The organism is Amycolatopsis azurea DSM 43854 (assembly GCF_001995215.1).
Classification (GTDB): domain Bacteria; phylum Actinomycetota; class Actinomycetes; order Mycobacteriales; family Pseudonocardiaceae; genus Amycolatopsis; species Amycolatopsis azurea.
The window spans coordinates 293,449-311,580 of record NZ_MUXN01000024.1; the positions used below are offsets into that span (position 1 = coordinate 293,449).

The window sequence follows — 18,132 nt, forward strand, 5'->3', positions numbered from 1 at the left end:
GGGTCGGGACAAGCCCGGCGTGAGAGGAGGTTGTCGTGGAGTCCGAGTGGCCCAAGGAGTCTTTGGTCGCGGCCGCGCAGGGCGGTGACACGGACGCCATCGCCGCCCTGGTCTCGGGTTCCCATCCGCATGTGCAGCGTTTCGCGCGCTCGTTGTGCGCGTCGCCGGAGGACGCGGAGGATTCCGCGCAGGAGGCGCTGATCATCCTGTACCGCAAGATCGGCACCTTGCGGGCGACCGGGGCGCTCGCGTCGTGGATGTTCCGGATCGTGCGCAACGAGTGTCTCCGCCGGGCTCGGCGGGCGTTGCGCGGCGATGACCTGGCGGAATCCGGCGCGGTGGTCTCGGCGGAGGACGACGCCTTGGAGCGGCTGGAGGCTCGTCGAGTGGCCGCCGCGATCGCCGAGCTGCCCGCTGATCAGCGTCGCGTCCTGATCATGCGGGACATCCAGGGCCATCCGGGCCGGTCGGTCGCGGACGCGCTCGGTCTGAGCACCGCGGCGATGAAGTCCCGGCTGCACCGGGCGCGGGCGACCGTCCGCCAGACGCTGCTTCCGTAATCCCCCCCATTTCCCGCCTTATCTCTTGAGGAGTTGTCATGCTCGAAATCGGATCCACTGCCCTTGACCTTGCGCTGGAGGACACCGCCGGTGAGGTGGTCCGGCTCTCCGACTACCGCGGCACGGAGCACGTGCTGCTCTATTTCATGCGCTCGACCACGTGCCCTGTCTGCACCGGTCACGTGAAGGACCTCGCACGGCGGACCGAGGAGCTGGCCGCCGCCGGCGTGCGCGTTCTCATCGCCGTCCCCGAGGGCCGGGCCGAAGCCGCGGCGTGGCGGGCGAAGCGCGGGTTGTCGCTTCGGGTGGTCACCGGGCGGAACGGCACTCCGCACGAGGCCTTCGGGCTGGCGAAGAAGATGTTGCAGCAGTCGGGCAGCGTGCTGATCGACCGGGACGGGGTGGTCCGCCACGCGCATGCCTCGACCATGCCCACCGGCGCGTACGACAAGAAGGGGATCGCCGAGGCCGTGGCGGCGCTCTAGCTTCAGAAGAAGGAGTTCAGACGAGGGCGGCGGCCAGCAGGGCGAAGGCGGCGATGATGACGGCGACGCGGACGTAGTGGAAACGGTTCCAGCGGTTCATCTGCTCCTTCCAGTCCTCCGGGCGGTTCTCCGGGGTCCAGGTCTTGCCCCGGTTGTTGATCGGGACGAGCAGCAGGATCGACATGATCACGCTGACGATCAGCAGCGCGGCGGCGATGACCACGAGGGCCGGTGCCCGGTCGGTCCCATCCGGCGATGGCCCAGGCCACGCTCAGGACGAGCGAGCCGATGTACCAGAACGGCATGACCGCGCCGAGCATCCGGCCCCCGTGGGCACGGCCGAGCTGACCGCTGTCCTCGGGAAGCCCGTCGAAGATCGGGTTCATGACGAAGGCGACGGAGAACTCCACCCCCACCATCACGCCGACGACCACGATGGTGCTGACAGCGAGTGCGCTGAACACGATGCCCCTCCAGAAACTAGTGTTGCTAGCTGATGTTGCAACGCTAGTACTACTGCCGCTCGCTTGTCTAGCGGTGCTAGGATCTCCTTCATGTCGGTACAGGAACGCAAGCAGCGCGAACGGGCGGAACGCGAGCGCCTCATCGTGGCCACGGCCCGTGAACTCGCCGAGCAGCAAGGCTGGGACGCGGTCACCACCCGCCGCCTCGCCGAGCGCATCGACTACAGTCAGCCCGTCCTCTACAGCCATTTCCGCGGCAAGCGCGAGATCATCGGCGCCGTCGCCCTCGAGGGCTCGGCCGAGCTGGCGGTGGCACTGCGGGCCGCCACTTCCGCCGTGGAGGGTCCTCGTGCCCGGGTCACCGCTCTCGCCGGCGCCTACCTCGAGTTCGCGGAGCGCAATCCGGCGGTCTACGACGCCATCTTCCAGCTCGACGGCGGTCTGGCGTTCGCGCAGGAGGACACGCCGGAGCCGTTGAAGGACGCGTTCGCGGCACTGCTGGAGTGCCTCGGCGAGGTCGCCGGGGACGACATCCATCCGGGAGTGTTCACCGAGCTGTTCTGGGCGTCCCTGCACGGGCTGGCCACCCTGACCCGGGAGCGACGACTGCCACGGGAGTTCGCCGAGCAGAGAGTGGAGCTGCTGGTGGACCGGCTCGCCGTGCTCTGACGCGGGGCAGGTCACGTGCTCCTGAACAACCGGTCCAGATGCACGTCGATCGCGGCGAGCGCGTCCTGGGGCTCGATCACGTCGAGTTCGATCAGGGAGGTGAAGCCGGTGAGGGCGAGGAGCAGGTTGGTCTCGGTCTCCGGGTCGTGGCCGGAGTCGATGTACCCGTCGGCGATCGCCTGGCGGACCAACTGCTCGACAAGGGTCCGCCCTTGGACGAGGCCGCGGCGGGCCTGCTCGTGCACGGTCTCGTCGTGCAGTGCCTCCAGGACGTAGGCGGCGCTCATCCGGCTGGTCGCGCGGGCGTCGGCATGCAGGGGGAGCATTTCCGCGAGCGTCAGTCGCAGCACGTCACGGGGGTGCGGACGGTCACCGAGCTTTTCGAGCCCCTGACGTACGCGCGCCGAGGTCTGCTCGGACGCGAAATCCATGGCGAAGGAGAGCATGTCGGTCCGGGAGGCGAAGTAGTGCTGCAGCTGCCCGAGTGACATGCCTGCCTCCTGGGCCACCACGCGCATCGTCAGCTGTGTGACGCCGCGCTGCTCCACCACCCGCCACAGTGCGCGGGTGATCGCTTCGCGGCGTCCACGGTGATCCACCTGTTTCGGCATCGCCGGCCCTTCCCCGATCACTTTTCCAATACAGTTGACATAATACACCTGACCCATAATCTGGAGGCCACTCGAGAGAGGGAATCGTCATGCCCGAACAGCCAAAGGTGCGGACCACGGAAGGCGTGGTGCAGGGGCTCTGGCGGCAGGGGCACGCGGTGTTCCGCGGCATCCCCTACGCCCAGCCCCCGGTCGGAGCGCTCCGCTTCGCCGCTCCCGCGCCGCCACATCGCTGGGAGGGGACGAGGCAGACGGTCGAGTTCGGCCCCGTGGTGCCGCTGTCCCTGCCGATCGACGTGACCCCGCAAGGCGCCGACTGGCTGACGCTCAACGTCGGCACCCCGGACCCCGGCGCGGCGGGACTGCCGGTGCTGGTGTGGATCCCCGTGGGCGGCTACCTCTCGGCGGCGTCGAGCGACCCGATGTACGACCCGGCGACGCTGGCCGAGGCGGGGGTCGTCGTGGTGACCATCAACTGCCGCGTGGGCGCGGAGGGATTCGCGTTCCTCGACGACGTGCCGCCCAACCGCGGATTCCTCGACCAGAGCGCGGCGCTGGAGTGGGTACAGCGCAACATCGCCGCCTTCGGAGGCGACCCCGGCCGGGTCACCGTGGGCGGGGTGTCCGCCGGGGCGGGCTCGGTCGCCGCCCTGCTGACGATGAAGTCCGCGCGCGGACTGTTCCGGCGGGCCATCGCCCATTCGGTGCCGGGGCTGCACAGCACCCCCGCGCTGGCACGGCAGGTCACCGCCGCGTTCGCGGACCGGCTCGGCGCGGCTGCCCCCACCGCCGAGGCGCTGCGCGACATCGACCCATGGCGCCTGGCGGCCGAGCTCACCTCCTTCAACGCCGGCCTCCACGCGCACCGGGAGAGCTGGGGGCGCCTCACCGAGACCGGCACCGCACTGTGTCCCGTCGTCGACGGCGTGGTTCTCCCGGAAACGCCCTGGCCCGCGCTGACCGGCGCGCGAGCGAGCGGGACCGAACTGCTCGTGGGCCACACCCGGGACGAATTCCGGTACTTCAGCGTCGTGAGCGGACGGTACGGCACCTTCACCGAGGAAGACGCCCGCGCAGCCCTGGAACTGCACGCCCCGCCGCCGGACGGCCCGCGGGCCTACCGTGCCGCGTTCCCGCAGGCGGGCCCGGAGGAGCTGGTGGAGACGGTGTACTCCGACGCCCTCTTCCGCATGCCGTCACAGAAGCTGGCCGAGGCGAACGCCTCAGCCGGGGGCACCTCCTACCTGTTCGAACTGTGCTGGGTCGCCCCGGCCCTCGGCGGCATCCTGGGCGCCTGCCACAGCCTCGACGTGCCCCTGGCGTTCGGCACGCTGGACAGCCCCGTCGGCACCCAGCTCATCGGCGAGGAGCCCACTCCCGAGGCCGTCGCGCTCTCCCGCGAGCTCCAGGAGACATGGGTCCGCTTCGTCACCACCGGCGACGCGGGCTGGTCCGCCCACCGGCCCGGCGAGCACCTCACCCGAGTCCTGGACACCGAGTCGAAGACCCTGCCCTACCCCGAACGGGCATCCCGCCAGATCTGGGAAGGCCGCGACCCCGTCCCCTTCGATCTCTCCGCGCGTTGACTGAAGGTGTGAATCGGTGCTTCACTTCTTGAGTGCCGTACCGCCGAACACCGAAGGTCCAGGAGCGCCTCGACGCCCAGCGTGACGCCGTCCTCGCCGCCGCCATCGAGCAGCTGGCCGAACGTGGGTACGCGGGCTGTTCGGTGTCGGCGGTCGCGGAGCGCGCCGGAATCGCCGTCGGGAGCGTGTACCGCCACTTCCCCACCAAGGCCGCGCTGGTCGTGGAGTTGTTCCGGAAGGTCGTCACGCGTGAGGTCGAGGCGGTCCGCGCGGTGTCGGAGCTGCCCGGCACACCGGCCGAGCGGGTCGTGGCCGTCTTCGACACCTTCGCGAGCCGGGCACTGAAGACCCCGCGGATGGCCTACGCCCTGCTGGCCGAGCCCGTCGACGCGCCGATCGAAGCCGAGCGGCTGGTGTACCGGCGCGCGTTCCGCGACATCGTCGCCCAGCACGTCGCCGACGGCGTCCGCTCCGGGGTGTTCCCCGCCCAGGACGCCGAGGTCACCGCCGCCGCGCTCGTCGGCGCGGCGGCCGAGGTCCTGATCGGCCCGTTGACCACCGGCAGTGCGGACGAGGTGTCCGGGCTGCGCACTTTCGTCCTGCGTTCTTTGGGAGGTTCCGATGCCGGTCACTCATGAGGTCACCAACCAGGTGCCGCCGCTGGCGGACTACGACGTCGCCGCCGATCCGGCCCTGCTGGAAGGCCTGGAGCGTGCCGACGCCGGCTGGGCGGTGGCCGAACTGCACGCGCTCGGCAGGCTGGCCGGCAGCGAGCAGGCCCAGGAGTGGGGCAGGCTGGTCAACGAGAACGAGCCGGTGCTGCGGACACACGACCGGGTCGGGAACCGGATCGACGAGGTCGAGTTCCACCCGTACTGGCACGAGCTGATGGACGTCGCGGTGTCCTACGGGCTGCACGCGACGCCGTGGCGGGACTCCCGGCCCGGCGCACACGCGGCACGGGCGGCGAAGATGTACGTCTGGGGTCAGGTCGACGCCGGCCACACCTGCCCGATTTCGATGACCTACGCGGCGGTTCCGGCCCTGCGGTTCAATCCCGAGCTGGCCGAACGGTACGAGCCGCTGCTGGCGGCGACGGAGTACGACTTCGGGTTGCGGGAGCCCGGCTCTAAGCGCGGGCTGATCGCCGGGATGTCGATGACGGAGAAGCAGGGCGGCTCCGACGTCCGCGCGAACACGACCACGGCACGGCCGCTCGGTGACGGCAGCTACGTGATCGTCGGGCACAAATGGTTCACCTCGGCGCCGATGTCGGACATGTTCCTGACGCTGGCGCAGGCGCCCGGCGGCCTGTCGTGCTTCCTGCTCCCCCGTGTCCTGCCGGACGGCTCCCGCAATGGGATCCGGTTGCAGCGGCTGAAGGACAAGCTCGGCAACCGGTCCAACGCGTCGTCGGAGATCGAGTACGACGACGCGATCGGCTGGCTGATCGGCGAGGAGGGCCGCGGGGTGCGCACCATCATCGAGATGGTGAACAACACCCGGCTGGACTGCGCCGTCGGCAGCGCCTCGGGAATGAGGTACGGCGCAGTACGGGCCATCCACCACGCGCGGCACCGTCGCGCGTTCGGCGCGGATCTGGTCGATCAGCCGCTGATGGGCAACGTGCTGGCGGACCTCGTCGTCGAATCCGAGGCGGCGACGACGGTCGGGATGCGGCTGGCAGCGGCCACCGACCGGCCCGATGACGAGCAGGAACAGGCGTTCCGGCGGCTGGGGCTGGCGGTGACGAAGTACTGGGTGTGCAAACGCGGCCCATCGCACGCGGTCGAGGCACTGGAATGCCTGGGCGGAAACGGGTACGTCGAGGAGTCGGGGATGCCGCGGCTCTACCGCGAGGCCCCGCTCATGTCGATCTGGGAGGGCTCGGGCAACGTCGCCGCGCTGGACGCGTTGCGGGCGATGGCCAAACAGCCGGAGTCGGTGGCGGCGTACTTCTCGGAGGTCGAGCAGGCGGCCGGTGCCGACGCCCGGCTGGACGACGCGACGGGACGGCTGCGCAAGGAGCTGGCCGATCTGTCCGATATCGAGTACCGGGCGCGGCGGCTGGTCGAATCGATGGCGCTGGTGCTCCAGGGCTCGCTGCTCGTGCGGCACGGGACGCCCGCGGTGGCCGACGCGTTCTGCGCGTCGCGGCTGGGCGGCGACTGGGGTGTCGCGTTCGGGACGCTTCCGTCCGGTGTGGACACTCGGGCGATCATCGCCCGCGCGGAAGTCTGAGCGGGACACTCAGTACTCGGCCGACCACGTGGTGCGCCGGTCCGGCCGGTTACCCCGGCCGGACCGGCTCCGGGCACTGCGAACAGCCGCAGGATTGCGGAATTCGGGTGCATCCAAGGCCCCGCGGGTCGGCTAGTTTCGTCGGTCATGGTCGATCGCCGAAGATGCCTGATCCTGCTTCCCCTGGCTCTGCTCGCCGCCGGTTGCGCGTCAACCCAGCCGACCCCGATCTTCGCGGCGGCGAGTGCGAAACCGACCGCGGAGAACATGCCGATGATGGAGGCGGCGGCCCCGTCCGGCGCGCCGTTCACCTCGGCGGACGGACAGGATCTGAAGGCCTGCGCCGACGGGGAGTGCGAGGTGCTGGTGCGGACCGGCGACCAGATCCCCAACGACGGCGGAGCCGGTCCGCTCTCGGTCACGGTCCAGGCCGGGAAGGTAGGGCTCGCCCCGGCCTCGGGCGGGATGGGCGGGGCGGTGTCCGGGCCCCCGGGGATGGTCCATCAGATCAACCGGCAGCTGATCGTCATCGTCGCGGTGCAAGGCGCCGAAGGGATCATCCGGCTCAGCAAGAAATAGCGATCAGTTCAAGCCGGCGATGAACTCGCCGAGCAACCGGTTCGCCGTGCCGGAGATGAACAGCCGCTCGAAATCCGCGCGTGCCACCCGATGGCGGAACTCCCCGCGATAGGTCGCGTCCCCGGCGTCGTGGACGGTGTCGGTGAACCACGTCGCGAAAGCCTGGTAGTTCCACACCTCGCGCAGGCGGGTATCGGAGTAGGCGTCGAGCAGGCTCGGGTCGTCCTTCCTGTAGTAGTGGACGAGCGCGTCGGCGAGGGCGTCGGCGTCGTACAGGGCGAGGTTCATGCCTTTCGCGCTCGCCGGCGGGACGATGTGCGCGGCGTCGCCGAGCAGATGGAGCCCGCCGTGGCTCATCGGGCTGAGCACTTCGCCCCGCAGCGGCATCGGTTGCTTCTCGACGATCGGGCCCCTCGTGGCGATCGGTTCGCCGAAGCGGGTTTCGAGTTCACTCCAGATTCGCTCGTCCGGCCAATCCTCGGCGGTGTCGCCGAGCGGGCACTGGAGGTAGAACCGGCTCGCCGTGGGTCCCCGCCCGAACTGGGCCGCGAAGCCCCGCTGGTGGATCGCCAGCAACGTCGGGCGGACGGCGGGCACCTCGGCGAGGACGACCAGCCACGCGTAGCCGTACTCGTGGGAATGGTGGGTGATCCGGTCCTCGGGGACAGCGGCCCGGGTCGCGCCGTGGCTGCCGTCGCATCCGGCGATGAAGTCCCCTTCGATGATCGACCCGTCACCGAGCCGGACGCGGGGACGGTCGATGTCCTCCACCGCCACTTCGGCACCGAACCGCAGATCGCCCCCGTCCTGTTCGAACACGGTGATGAGATTCCGGACGAGAACCTGCTGCGGACAGAACCGGCCCTCGAGTTGTTCCTCGACGGCGAGTTCCAGCCACCGGTCCCGGCCATCGAGCCGGAAGCCGAGGCCGGCTTGGACGGGAGCCCCGCCGACGACGCGATCTTCGAGGCCCCGTTTCCGGAACGCGCGGGTGGCCCGGGTGTCGATGACTCCGGCGCGCTGACGTCGCTCGACGTGGTCGCGGTCGCGCCGTTCGAGGACGACACAGTCGATCCCCTCGCGCAGCAGGAAGTTGCCGAGGGCGAGTCCGGACACCCCGGCCCCCACGATCACGACTGGCTTGTGCTCTTTCACTGTGGACATGCCTTCGAGTTTCACGCAGGTCGAGGCGTCCTAGTACCGGTATCCTGACGCATTATGCTCGAATTCCGCCACGGCCAGCCTCCCGGTGACACGGGCCGGGGATCGTTGACCCACGGACAGCTGGTCGGCCCGCATTCCCATGTCCGGGGTCAGCTGCTCTATCCGTCCTCGGGCGCGCTCGCGACCACCACCGAGCGGGGGACCTTGGTCGCACCGGCGAACCGGATCACCTGGACGCCGCCGGGGTTCGAGCACTCCCATCGGGCGTATGGCGAGACCGAGGTCAGGCGTATCGACCTGCCCGTCAGGCTGTGCCGGTTCCTGCCCGCCCTGCCGTCGGTCTTCGCCGTGACACCCCTGCTGCGCGAGGTGCTTCTGGCGCTCAGTGACGGGCGCGCTCGCGGTACCGGGCCGCGTCACCGGCTGCGCGGGCTGATCATCGACGAACTCACCGACGCCTCACCGCAGGAGCTCTACCTGCCCGAGCCCGCCGACGACCGGCTGCGCGCGGTGACCTCACTGCTGCACGCCGACCCGTCGAGTTCGGCGACGTTGCGCGAACTCGGGCGAAGCGCCGGTGCCAGCGAGCGTGTGCTCAGCAGGCTGTTCCAGGACGAACTCGGCGTGAGCTTCCGGCAGTGGCGCAGCATGCTCCGCGTCCAGCACGCCCTCGTCCTGCTCGGCGACGGGCACGCCGTGACCACCGTGTCGTCCCGGCTGGGCTGGGCGAACCCCACCAGCTTCATCGAGGCCTTCGTCGCCGTCGTCGGGGAAACCCCAGGCCGCTACCAGGCTGGTTTGAGACACACCCAGCTCTGTACCTACTAGTATGTACGGCATGCATGCGATGCAGTACGAGATCACCCTCCCCGCCGACTACGACATGGGCATCATCCGCGAACGCGTCGCCACGCGCGGACATCTGCTCGACGACTTCGGCGGCCTGGGGCTGAAGGTGTACGGGATCCGTGAACGCGGCGTCGACGGCTCGACGCTGAACCAGTACTCGCCCTTCTACCTGTGGCACGACGAGGCCGGGATGAACACCTTCCTGTTCGGCGGCCCGTTCAGCGGCATCGTCGAGTCGTTCGGGCGCCCCGCCGTGCAGCACTGGACCGTGCTCGGGTTCGAGGAAGGGCCCGCGTTCGGCGCCCACCCTGTCGCGGCGGGAAAGCACGTCGTCTCGATCCCCGCCGAGGCCGACCCGGTCGCGTTCCTGGGCGAGGCCCTCGACGGGCTCCACGAGCACCTGCGGCAGGACGGGGCGCATTCGGGCGCGCTGGCCGTCGACCCTCGGACCTGGCAGGTGGTGCGCTACAGCCTGTGGACCGGTGAGGCCCCGGAATCGGACGAGGTCCGCTACCGGATCCTCCACCTGTCCTCGCCGCACCTGGAGAAGCTGCGGCGAGGACGGCAGTGGGATCAGCCCAGCAGCGCGGCGAACAACGCACCGGGGTCGGCTTCGGGCGGACCGGCGGGCCACTGATCCCGGTACGGGTACCAGAGCCCGTCCTTGCCCAGCCGCACCTGCACATCCGAGCCGTGGACGGTGCACCGGTTGCGTTCGACGTCCACGCCCTCACCGGGATCGTCCACCACCTCGGCGAAGGCGGCCCGCGCCCGGCCCATCGCCTGTGACGGCGGGGTCCACGCGGACTCCAGGACCTCGAGACCGGACCGGCCACCATGCCGCCAGGCGAGCACCGCGCGGTCGAAGTCCTCACCGTTCCCGTCCGGACGCAGGCGATCCGCCGTGTCCGGACACGTGGCGGCGAGGCGGACGGCGTCCTGCTTGCGGGTCAGCTTCGGCTGCGACGTCAGCAGCGCGGTGGCTGCCTGACCCGCGTTGGCGACCAGCAGAGCGAAGGTCTCCGCCGGGATGCCGGGCGCTTCCGGCACCGTCGGGCCTCCGGTGGGCGCGAACGCGGCGAGGTCCGGCAACGGGCCCGGCTCGTCGGCGTAGGCCCGCTCGGCCGTGACACCGTCGTCCCCGGTGCGCACGAACCGAGGCGCGTTGCGCCGCTGCAACTCGTCGAGGAGTTCCCGCTCCCCCATACCCCGCATCAGCAACAGCACGAAGGGATCCGCGTCGAGCAGCCACGACGCCTGGAACGACAGCGCCGCCGCGTGACGGCACGGCAGTTCCCAGCCGGGGCAGTCGCAGTCCGGGTCGAGGTCACCGATCCCGGGCAGCAGATGCACCCCGGCGTCGTCGGCGGCCTCGACGAGGTCGTGCGGCATGTCCCGGTCCAGCAGCGCGGCGAGATGACCGGCCCGGGAGGCGACCCGGTCGAGGAAACGGTCCCATTCGTCACCGGTCAGCTCCGCGAGGCGGACCTCGGTGCGGTACTGGCCTTCCTGGTCGTCGACCACGGCGGCGATCCGCCCCGGGCTGACCGTGATCGGACCAACCCGGCCCGCCGCGGCGTACTTGCGGCCCTGTTTGAGCTGCCGCAGGTCCAGCGCGGTGTCCTCCATGGCGTTGATCCACGAGCGGCCCCACCACGAGCGGGCGAACTGGCCGTGTCCGCCCTGCCGCCCGAAAGCGGGGAAGCCACGGACGCGATCGTCGGGCGTGCTCATCGGCGGCTCCTCAACTCGACCAGATCGGCCAGCTCCTCGTCGGTCAATTCGGTCAGCGCGGCCTCGCCACCGGCGAGCACCGCGTCGGCGAGCGCGCGTTTCTCCCGCAGCATCGCCGCGATCCGGTCCTCGACCGTGCCCTCGGCGATGAGCCGGTGCACCTGTACCGGCCTGGTCTGCCCGATCCGGTACGCGCGGTCGGTCGCCTGATCCTCCACCGCCGGGTTCCACCAGCGGTCGTAGTGCACGACGTGATCGGCACGCGTCAGGTTGAGCCCGGTCCCCGCCGCCTTGAGCGACAGCAGGAACACCGGCACCTCTCCGGCCTGGAACCGGCGCACGAGATCCTCGCGTTTGGGCACCGGCGTGCCGCCGTGCAGCAGCTGCGTGCCGATCCCGCGCTGCGCGAGATGCCGCTCCAGCAGCCGCGCCATGGCGACGTACTGGGTGAACACCAGCACCGCGCCGTCCTCGGCGAGGATCGTGCCCAGCAGCTCGTCGAGCAGTTCGAGCTTGCCCGACCGGCCGTCCAGCACCGATTCGGACGGTTCCTTGAGGTACTGCGCCGGGTGGTTGCAGATCTGCTTGAGCCCGGTGAGCAGCTTGACGATCCGGCCCCGGCGCGCGATGCCCTCGCTGCCCGCGATCTCGGCCATCAGCTCGCGCACCGTCGCCTCGTACAGGGCCGCCTGCTCGGCGGTGAGCGTCACCGGACGGTCGGTCTCGGTCTTGGCCGGCAGCTCCGGAGCGATCCCCGGATCGGATTTGCGACGACGCAACAGGAACGGGCGGACCAGCCGGGACAGCCGCTCCGCCGCGTCGGGGTCCTTTCCGGACTCGACCGGTTTCGCCCACACCCGGCGGAAGTCGGCCATCGTGCCGAGCAGCCCCGGCGTCGTCCAGTCCAGGATCGCCCACAGCTCGGCGAGATTGTTCTCCACCGGGGTACCCGTCAACGCCACCCGCGCCGACGACGACAGCGTCCGCAACGCCTTCGCCGTGCCCGAGCGGTGATTCTTGACGTGCTGGGCCTCGTCGGCGACCAGCAGCCCCCAGTGGACCCCGCCCAGCGGTTCCGGATCGACACGCAAGGTGCCGTACGTCGTGAGCACGAAGCCGTCGCCGAGGTCGTCGAGCGAGCGCTCCGTGCCGTGGAACCGCCGCACCGGGACGCCGGGGGCAAACCGGGTGATCTCGCGTTCCCAGTTGCCCAGCAGCGACGCCGGGCAGACGACCAGCGTCGGGCCGTCCGCGCGATGCAGATGGAGCGAGATCAGCGTGATGGTCTTGCCGAGTCCCATGTCGTCGGCGAGGCAGCCACCGAGCCCGATCGACGTCATCGCCGTCAGCCATTGCAGGCCCCGCAGCTGATAGTCGCGCAGCGTCGCGGCCAGTCCGCGGGGCGGTGCCTGCGGTTCCGGTGGCGCGAGCAGCCGTTCCCGCAACGCGGCGAGCCAGCCGTCGGTGAGGACGTCGACGCGTTCGCCGTCGACCTCCGCCGTCCCGCTCAACGCGGCACCGAGCGCGTCGATCGGGGTCAGCGGCTTCAACGAGCGGTCCCGCGCCTTCGCCGCGAGCGCCGGGTCCACCAGCACCCACTGATCACGCAACCGCACGACGGGACGATGAGCCTCGGCCAGCTCGTCCATCTCCGCCGCGGTGAGGGGAGCGCCGCCGAGGGCCAGCTGCCAGTCGAACTGCAACAGCGAGCCGCCGGCGAAGAACGACGGAAGGTCGGCCGGGGGCGCGTCACCGCCGCCGACGACGGCTTTCGCACTCAGGTCGCGGACGAGATCGGCCGGCCAGTGCACCTCGATACCCGCCGTCGCCAGCAGCGGCGCGGCCGTGGTGAGCAGCTCGACGATGTCGGCGTCGCCGAGCCCGACTTCATCAGGAACGGCGGCACCGAGCAGGGGTTCCAGCGGCGGCCACAGCTGCGCGGCACGGCGCAAGGTCAGCATCACGTCGATCCGGGCCCTCGGGCCGAACCGGTCGTCACCCGACCAGAGCCCGGCCGCGTCGATCAGGACGCCCGGGTCGGCGAGGCTGTGAACCTGGACGACCCCGCTGAGGCGGCCGCTCGCGAAGTCGTCCTCCGGTGCCTCGATCCGCACCGAGACCCGGACCCCGGAGTCCAGCCCGGCAGCGACCTCGGCCGCCCAGTCCCGCAGCTGCGGGACGCGGTGCGCGGGCGGAGCGGCGAAGGCTTTGACACCCGCCGCCTGCGCGGCCGCGGGTGTGCGGGGCAGGCTGTCGGCCACCGCGTCGAGGAACGCGCGCAGCAACGGATACCTCGCGGGAAGCAGATCGCCGTCACCGGGGATCGCCCGTGCCCGCGCCGGCATCGCCTCGGACAGCTCGCGCAGCCAAGCCGCGTCGGCGGGTTCCAAGGGGCCGGCACGCCAGGCGTCCACATCGGACTCCGTGACCCCGGGAAGCAACCGGCCCGCCTCGGCGAGCTTCAACGCCGCTTCGGTGGCCACGCTCCAGAAGCGCGCGGAGTCATCGTCGCTCTCGCGAAGCCGCAGCAGCGCGGGGAGCGCTTCGGCCATCGGCAACCGGACGCAGGGCACCGTGGCGATCTCGGGAAGGGCGACTGTCACCTCCCCGGGTCCCGGCTGGTTCCCCTCGGCGTTCCAGAAGACGAATCCGCTGGTCCGAGGGGGATTCTTCGGTTCGAACACGACACTGCCGAAACCGTCGTGAGACGTCACTCAGCCCCAATCTCTGTACGGTGTACAGTTCAGGGTAACACAACTCTGTACAGCGTAGAGAGAAAGTGATGACGGACGCGGACCAGACCGGGGCGGGCGATCCACGGCGGACCATCGAGCTGCTCTGGGGCGTGCGGGAGAAGCCCCGACGCGGGCCCAAACCCAAGCTCACCATCGACGAGATCGTCACCATCGCGATCGAGATCGCCGACACCGAAGGCCTCAGCGCGCTGTCGGTGCGCCGGGGTGCGGAGAGGCTCGGCGTCTCCCCCATGACGATCTACACCTACATCCACAGCCGGGCCGAACTGCTCGACCTGATGATGGACCGAGTCCACGGCGAACTGACCGATCCGCCGGAGAGTCACGACTGGCGGGTCAGCATGACGATCCTCGCCGAGGACGCGTGGGAGATGTACCACCGGCATCCGTGGCTGCTCCAGCTCACCACCGGTCGCCTCCCCCTCGGCCCGCACACCTTCGCCAAGCACGAACGCGAACTGGCCGCCGTCGACGCGATCGGGCTCACCGATCTGGAGATGGACGCCGTGGTGGCGATGGTCAACGGATTCGTCCAGGGCATCGCCCGGGGTTCGGTCGAATCGGCGAGCCTCGTGCGGCGGTCCGGGCTGACGGACATGGAGTGGTGGACGGCCAGCGCGCCGGTGCTCGCGGAGATCCCGGAGGCCGACGCGGGACTGTTCCCGCTGGCGGCGCGGATCGGGCAGGCGGCAGGGGAAGCGCACCAAGCGGCGAGCGCGCCGCTGCACACCTTCCGGTTCGGCCTGGCGCGGATCCTGGACGGGGTCGAGCAACTGGTCAACGGCGCTTCGGACGCCAACGGAGCCGAACTGTCCTCTTGAGACGGTGTCTCAGGCCCGAGCCCGGTCCGTGAAGGCCCCCTTCCCTCGGCTCAGCCGAGGAAACTCGACCTTCACACCTTGCCCAGTACGTGAAGGCCCCCTTGCTTGCGCCTGGCGCAAGCAAGGGGGCCTTCACGTACTCACGAGGCTGTCTTAGCCGAGCTCGCCGCTCACCGCCGGAGGTCCCTCTAAGTACACCGCGTCGTCGGTTGCGGGAGGGCGGGCGAGTCCGGCCAGCCGCCGGACGACATCGTCGTACCGAGCCTGATCCGCGACCGCCCGTGCCTGACCGCGCTCGAGTTCCTCGCCCAGCGCCGTCACCCGCGCCTCGGCCAGGCTGCGGGCGATGTGCTCCTGTGCCAGTTCGGCCCGCACGCGGTCCAGCTCGGCCCGCAGACCGGCGGAGTCCTTTTCGGACACCGTCACCCTTGCCTTCGCCTCGCCGAGCCGGTCCACCGAGGCTTCGAGCTCGGCCGCCGCTCGCGCCAACGCGGTGTCCCGTTCGCCCAGATCCGCCGTCAGCCGGTGCTTTTCCTCCCGGGCGACCGCGAATTCCTCGCGCAGCGTCTCGAGTTCGGTGGTCAGGGTGTCGCGGGCGCGTTCAGCCGCCACGGTCGCGGCCTCGGCGGCGCCTCGGGCGCGTTCGTGGGCGGCGATCTCGCTCCATGCCCGTTGGCGGGTCTCCTCCGCGTCCTTCAAGGCCTGTTCGGCGGCGCGTTCCGCCTTGGCCTTGGCCATCTTGTCGTCCCGCGACGCGGCCAGCGCGGTCGCTCGCGCCGTGTCTGCCTTCGCCGCGGCCTGATGGGCGTCTTCGGCCTCGCGCCGGGCGACGGCCGCCTCGGACTCCGCTTCGGTGACCCGGCCCAGCGCCGCCTCGTCGGCGTCGTCGAACCGCAAGCGCATCGCGGCCAGCAAGTCCACGAGCGACGTCGCGGTCGGGGTGAACTCGTCGGCGATCCGGCGGACCTCGAGCAGCGGGTCCGCCACGCTCGCCACCGCGGCCGCGCGCCGGGCCCGCGACGCCGCGTCGGCGTGTGTCTTGCTGCAGTAAGCCGAAGGCCGCCCGCCCTTGCGTTTCCCCTCGGCGTCCACCGCAGGCGGCGGCAAGGGGTTCTCGCAGCCTTCCAGCGCGCACAGCCGGACCTCGTCGGCGTCCGTATCGATCACGTCAGCAGCGTAACGCCGGGAGAACCCCCGGTCCTGCCGATAGGGTCGCTCTCGTGCGTGTCCTGTTCACCTTCGCCGGCGGCAACGGTCACTTCCGGCCGCTCGTCCCCCTCGCCCACGATCTCGCCGACGCGGGCCACACGATCGCGTTCACCGGCGAGCCGTCCATGATCCCGATCGTCGAGGCGGCCGGTTTCACCGCGTTCCCGTCGGGCCCGAACCTGGGCAGCGACGGGAAACGCAGGCCGTTGCTCCCCGTGGACCGAGACCGTGAGGACGCCGACTTCCGCGACGGTTTCGTCCGCCGCACCGCGCCTCTGCGCGCGGACGACGTCCTCGCGCTCAGCGAACACTGGGCTCCGGACCTGCTCGTCTGCGACGAGGCCGATCTCGGCTCGATGATCGCCGCCGAAAAGCTCGGGCTCCCCCACGTGACCGTCCTGGTCATGGCCGCAGGCGCTCTCGTCCGGCCCGACCTCGTGGACGACGCGCTCAACGAGGTTCGCGCCGTCCATGGGCTTGCCCCGCAACGGAACCTGGAGTCGGCGTACCGCCATCTCGTGCTCTCGCCGTTCCCCGCGAGCTTCCGCGATCCCCGGTTTCCGTTGCCGCCGACCGCGCAGTCCTTCCACGTCCCCGTTCCCGGCCGCGGAGCCGCACCGGACTGGTACGTCGAGGACCGCCCGACGATCTACTTCACCCTCGGCACGATCTTCAACACCGAATCCGGTGACCTGTTCGCCCGGGTGCTGGCCGGGCTGCGGGAGGTCGACGCGACCTGCGTGGTGACCGTCGGGAACCTCATCGACCCCACCGAGTTCGGCCCACAGCCCGAGCACATCCACCTCGCGAAGTACTTGCCGCAGGACGACGTCCTCCCGTACTGCGACGCGGTCGTCACCCATGGCGGTTCGGGCAGCCTGCTGGGCGCGATCGCGCACGGACTCCCGATGGTGGTGTTGCCGATGGGCGCCGACCAGCCCCACAACGGCGACCGCGTCGCCGAACTCGGGCTCGGCACGGTCCTCGACGTCATCGACGCGACACCGGAGGACGTTCGGAACGCCGTGACCTCAGTACTGAAGGAACCGTCCTACCGCGACGCGGCCACCCGGCTGCGGGACGAAGTCACCGCGTACCCACCACCGGCGACGGTCATTCCACTGTTGGAGGGGCTGCTCCGGTGACGACCGACCTCGACACCGCGATCACCCGGGCGTTCCGCGAGGAGTCGGGGCAGGTGGTCGCCACCCTGATCCGCGTCACCGGCGACTGGGACCTGGCCGAGGAATGCGTCCAGGAGGCGTTCGCCCTCGCGCTCCGCACCTGGCCCCGCGACGGGGTCCCGGCGAAACCCGGCGCCTGGCTGACCACGACCGCGCGCAACCGCGCCACCGACCGGATCCGGCGGGAGGCCGTCGGCGCGGAGAAACTGCGGGAAGCCGCCCACCTGGCCGCAGCCGCCGAGCCGGAGTGGGACGAGAGCGGCGTCCACGACGACAGGCTGCGGCTGATCTTCACCTGTTGCCACCCTTCGCTGCCGTTGGAAGGTCAGGTCGCGCTCGCCCTGCGGACCCTGGCCGGGCTCACCACCGCCGAGATCGCCCGCGCCTTCCTCGTTTCCGAAGCGACGATGTCGCAGCGCCTGGTGCGGGTGAAACGGAAGATCCGCACCGCGGGCATCCCGTACAGCGTCCCGCGGTCGGAGCTGCTGCCCGAACGCACGGCCGCGGTGCTGGGGATGCTGTACCTGCTGTTCAACGAGGGATACTCGGCCAGCGCGGGCACCGATCCGATGCGGACCGACCTGTCCGCGGAGGCCATCCGGCTCTCCCGGATCCTCGCCGGACTGATGCCCGGCGAACCCGAGGTCCTCGGCCTCCTGGCCCTGCTGCTCCTGCACGACGCGCGCCGGACCACACGGGTCGACGAGGAGGGCACGCTCGTCTCGCTCGAAGACCAGGACCGCGGCCGCTGGAACGCCGCGGAGATCGCAGAAGGCACCGAGATACTGGAGACCGCGCTCCGCCGCGGAGTCCCGGGCCGCTACCAGATCCAGGCCGCCATCGCCGCCTGTCACACGACGGCGGCCCGCGCCTCCGACACCGACTGGGTTCAGATCGCCGCCCTCTACGGGGAACTGCTGCGTTTCATGCCCTCACCGGTCGTCGAGTTGAACCGGGCGGTCGCCGTCGCCATGGCCGAAGGCCCCGAGGCAGGGCTCGAGCTGGTCGACAAGCTCACCGCGGACGACAACCTCCCCGGCTACCACCTGCTGCCCGCGACCCGCGCGGATCTGCTCCGGCGTCTCGCCCGGTTCGACGAGGCCGCCGACGCCTACCGTGACGCGCTCGCGCTCGCGGGCACCGACGTCGAGCGCGCGTACCTGTCGGGCAAACTCGCCGAAACATCCTGAGTGCTCAGGTGCCGGGCCGGAGCCGCATGC

18 protein-coding genes are annotated in these 18,132 nt (G+C 70.7%); 12 read left to right on the forward strand and 6 right to left on the reverse strand.

The window, feature by feature from the left end:
• The first annotated feature begins 35 nt into the window (after positions 1 to 35).
• Together B0293_RS31540 and B0293_RS31545 are read left to right on the forward strand one after the other, a co-directional pair.
• Positions 36 to 560 (forward strand): RNA polymerase sigma factor, encoded by a 525-nt coding sequence (locus tag B0293_RS31540; RefSeq protein WP_005151326.1) that lies wholly within the window; start codon positions 36 to 38, stop codon positions 558 to 560.
• Between the two features lie 38 nt (positions 561 to 598).
• Positions 599 to 1,045 carry a peroxiredoxin family protein gene (locus tag B0293_RS31545; protein WP_005151322.1) on the forward strand — a complete coding sequence of 149 codons (447 nt, stop codon included), beginning with the start codon at positions 599 to 601 and terminating at the stop codon, positions 1,043 to 1,045.
• 16 nt (positions 1,046 to 1,061) lie between these two features.
• On the opposite strand, the gene B0293_RS44405 is transcribed toward B0293_RS31545, so the two are convergent.
• Positions 1,062 to 1,268, reverse strand: coding sequence for a DUF1772 domain-containing protein (locus B0293_RS44405; protein ID WP_005151318.1), 207 nt, complete (start codon positions 1,266 to 1,268; stop codon positions 1,062 to 1,064).
• Positions 1,269 to 1,599: 331 nt separating this feature from the next.
• On the opposite strand from B0293_RS44405, the gene B0293_RS31555 reads away from it, so the two are divergent.
• Complete coding sequence (locus B0293_RS31555) at positions 1,600 to 2,178, forward strand: TetR/AcrR family transcriptional regulator (RefSeq protein WP_005151316.1); 579 nt, start codon at positions 1,600 to 1,602, stop codon at positions 2,176 to 2,178.
• 11 nt (positions 2,179 to 2,189) lie between these two features.
• On the opposite strand, the gene B0293_RS31560 is transcribed toward B0293_RS31555, so the two are convergent.
• Entirely contained in the window at positions 2,190 to 2,789 is a 600-nt protein-coding gene (locus B0293_RS31560) for a TetR/AcrR family transcriptional regulator (RefSeq protein ID WP_005151314.1), read from the reverse strand.
• A gap of 89 nt (positions 2,790 to 2,878) precedes the next feature.
• Here B0293_RS31560 and B0293_RS31565 point away from each other — a divergent pair, with 89 nt between their 5' ends.
• From B0293_RS31565 to B0293_RS31580, 4 genes are all read left to right on the forward strand, one after another.
• Positions 2,879 to 4,375: a carboxylesterase/lipase family protein gene (locus B0293_RS31565; protein ID WP_005151311.1), complete on the forward strand. Its 1,497-nt coding sequence runs from the start codon at positions 2,879 to 2,881 to the stop codon at positions 4,373 to 4,375.
• Between the two features lie 32 nt (positions 4,376 to 4,407).
• Positions 4,408 to 5,013 carry a TetR/AcrR family transcriptional regulator gene (locus B0293_RS31570; protein ID WP_005151309.1) on the forward strand — a complete coding sequence of 202 codons (606 nt, stop codon included), beginning with the start codon at positions 4,408 to 4,410 and terminating at the stop codon, positions 5,011 to 5,013.
• Entirely contained in the window at positions 4,997 to 6,616 is a 1,620-nt protein-coding gene (locus B0293_RS31575; protein ID WP_005151307.1) for an acyl-CoA dehydrogenase family protein, read from the forward strand. Before B0293_RS31570 ends, B0293_RS31575 begins: the two co-directional genes overlap by 17 nt.
• Before the next feature lie 147 nt (positions 6,617 to 6,763).
• Positions 6,764 to 7,195, forward strand: a complete 432-nt coding sequence (locus B0293_RS31580) for a hypothetical protein (RefSeq protein ID WP_005151295.1) — start codon at positions 6,764 to 6,766, stop codon at positions 7,193 to 7,195.
• 3 nt (positions 7,196 to 7,198) lie between these two features.
• Here B0293_RS31580 and B0293_RS31585 read toward each other — a convergent pair whose 3' ends face one another.
• Positions 7,199 to 8,359, reverse strand: coding sequence for a 4-hydroxybenzoate 3-monooxygenase (locus tag B0293_RS31585; protein ID WP_077241440.1), 1,161 nt, complete (start codon positions 8,357 to 8,359; stop codon positions 7,199 to 7,201).
• A 54-nt stretch (positions 8,360 to 8,413) separates the two neighbouring features.
• On the opposite strand from B0293_RS31585, the gene B0293_RS31590 reads away from it, so the two are divergent.
• Together B0293_RS31590 and B0293_RS31595 are read left to right on the forward strand one after the other, a co-directional pair.
• Positions 8,414 to 9,187, forward strand: coding sequence for an AraC family transcriptional regulator (locus B0293_RS31590; RefSeq protein WP_005151293.1), 774 nt, complete (start codon positions 8,414 to 8,416; stop codon positions 9,185 to 9,187).
• A 10-nt stretch (positions 9,188 to 9,197) separates the two neighbouring features.
• On the forward strand, positions 9,198 to 9,845 hold the full coding sequence (locus tag B0293_RS31595; RefSeq protein WP_039915562.1) for a DUF4865 family protein: 648 nt from the start codon (positions 9,198 to 9,200) through the stop codon (positions 9,843 to 9,845).
• Here B0293_RS31595 and B0293_RS31600 read toward each other — a convergent pair.
• Positions 9,782 to 10,942, reverse strand: coding sequence for an SWIM zinc finger family protein (locus B0293_RS31600; RefSeq protein WP_005151283.1), 1,161 nt, complete (start codon positions 10,940 to 10,942; stop codon positions 9,782 to 9,784). The two genes, B0293_RS31595 and B0293_RS31600, sit on opposite strands and share 64 nt — an antisense overlap.
• A complete protein-coding gene (locus B0293_RS31605) occupies positions 10,939 to 13,656 on the reverse strand; it encodes a DEAD/DEAH box helicase (RefSeq protein WP_005151280.1) in 2,718 nt (905 codons plus the stop codon). The genes B0293_RS31600 and B0293_RS31605 overlap by 4 nt, the downstream gene beginning before the upstream one ends.
• Positions 13,657 to 13,724: 68 nt before the next feature.
• On the opposite strand from B0293_RS31605, the gene B0293_RS31610 reads away from it, so the two are divergent.
• Positions 13,725 to 14,519 carry a TetR/AcrR family transcriptional regulator C-terminal domain-containing protein gene (locus B0293_RS31610; RefSeq protein WP_039915476.1) on the forward strand — a complete coding sequence of 265 codons (795 nt, stop codon included), beginning with the start codon at positions 13,725 to 13,727 and terminating at the stop codon, positions 14,517 to 14,519.
• Between the two features lie 153 nt (positions 14,520 to 14,672).
• Here the strand turns inward: B0293_RS31610 and B0293_RS31615 are convergent, their stop codons facing one another.
• On the reverse strand, positions 14,673 to 15,686 hold the full coding sequence (locus B0293_RS31615; protein WP_005151278.1) for a coiled-coil domain-containing protein: 1,014 nt from the start codon (positions 15,684 to 15,686) through the stop codon (positions 14,673 to 14,675).
• A gap of 53 nt (positions 15,687 to 15,739) precedes the next feature.
• Between B0293_RS31615 and B0293_RS31620 the strand changes: the two genes are divergently transcribed.
• Positions 15,740 to 16,873, forward strand: coding sequence for a glycosyltransferase (locus tag B0293_RS31620; protein ID WP_005151277.1), 1,134 nt, complete (start codon positions 15,740 to 15,742; stop codon positions 16,871 to 16,873).
• Positions 16,870 to 18,102: an RNA polymerase sigma factor gene (locus B0293_RS31625; RefSeq protein ID WP_005151276.1), complete on the forward strand. Its 1,233-nt coding sequence runs from the start codon at positions 16,870 to 16,872 to the stop codon at positions 18,100 to 18,102. The genes B0293_RS31620 and B0293_RS31625 overlap by 4 nt, the downstream gene beginning before the upstream one ends.
• Positions 18,103 to 18,132 lie beyond the last annotated feature (30 nt).

Excerpts from the sequence above, each read along its gene's own strand:
- B0293_RS31565 (WP_005151311.1), top strand. The coding sequence starts at position 2,879 with ATGCCCGAACAGCCAAAGGTGCGGACCACGGAAGGCGTGGTGCAGGGG.
- B0293_RS31585 (WP_077241440.1), bottom strand. The coding sequence starts at position 8,359 with ATGTCCACAGTGAAAGAGCACAAGCCAGTCGTGATCGTGGGGGCCGGG.
- B0293_RS31560 (WP_005151314.1), bottom strand. The coding sequence starts at position 2,789 with ATGCCGAAACAGGTGGATCACCGTGGACGCCGCGAAGCGATCACCCGC.
- B0293_RS31595 (WP_039915562.1), top strand. The coding sequence starts at position 9,198 with ATGCATGCGATGCAGTACGAGATCACCCTCCCCGCCGACTACGACATG.
- B0293_RS31575 (WP_005151307.1), top strand. The coding sequence starts at position 4,997 with ATGCCGGTCACTCATGAGGTCACCAACCAGGTGCCGCCGCTGGCGGAC.
- B0293_RS31555 (WP_005151316.1), top strand. The coding sequence starts at position 1,600 with ATGTCGGTACAGGAACGCAAGCAGCGCGAACGGGCGGAACGCGAGCGC.
- B0293_RS31610 (WP_039915476.1), top strand. The coding sequence starts at position 13,725 with ATGACGGACGCGGACCAGACCGGGGCGGGCGATCCACGGCGGACCATC.
- B0293_RS31545 (WP_005151322.1), top strand. The coding sequence starts at position 599 with ATGCTCGAAATCGGATCCACTGCCCTTGACCTTGCGCTGGAGGACACC.
- B0293_RS31590 (WP_005151293.1), top strand. The coding sequence starts at position 8,414 with ATGCTCGAATTCCGCCACGGCCAGCCTCCCGGTGACACGGGCCGGGGA.
- B0293_RS31580 (WP_005151295.1), top strand. The coding sequence starts at position 6,764 with ATGGTCGATCGCCGAAGATGCCTGATCCTGCTTCCCCTGGCTCTGCTC.
- B0293_RS31600 (WP_005151283.1), bottom strand. The coding sequence starts at position 10,942 with ATGAGCACGCCCGACGATCGCGTCCGTGGCTTCCCCGCTTTCGGGCGG.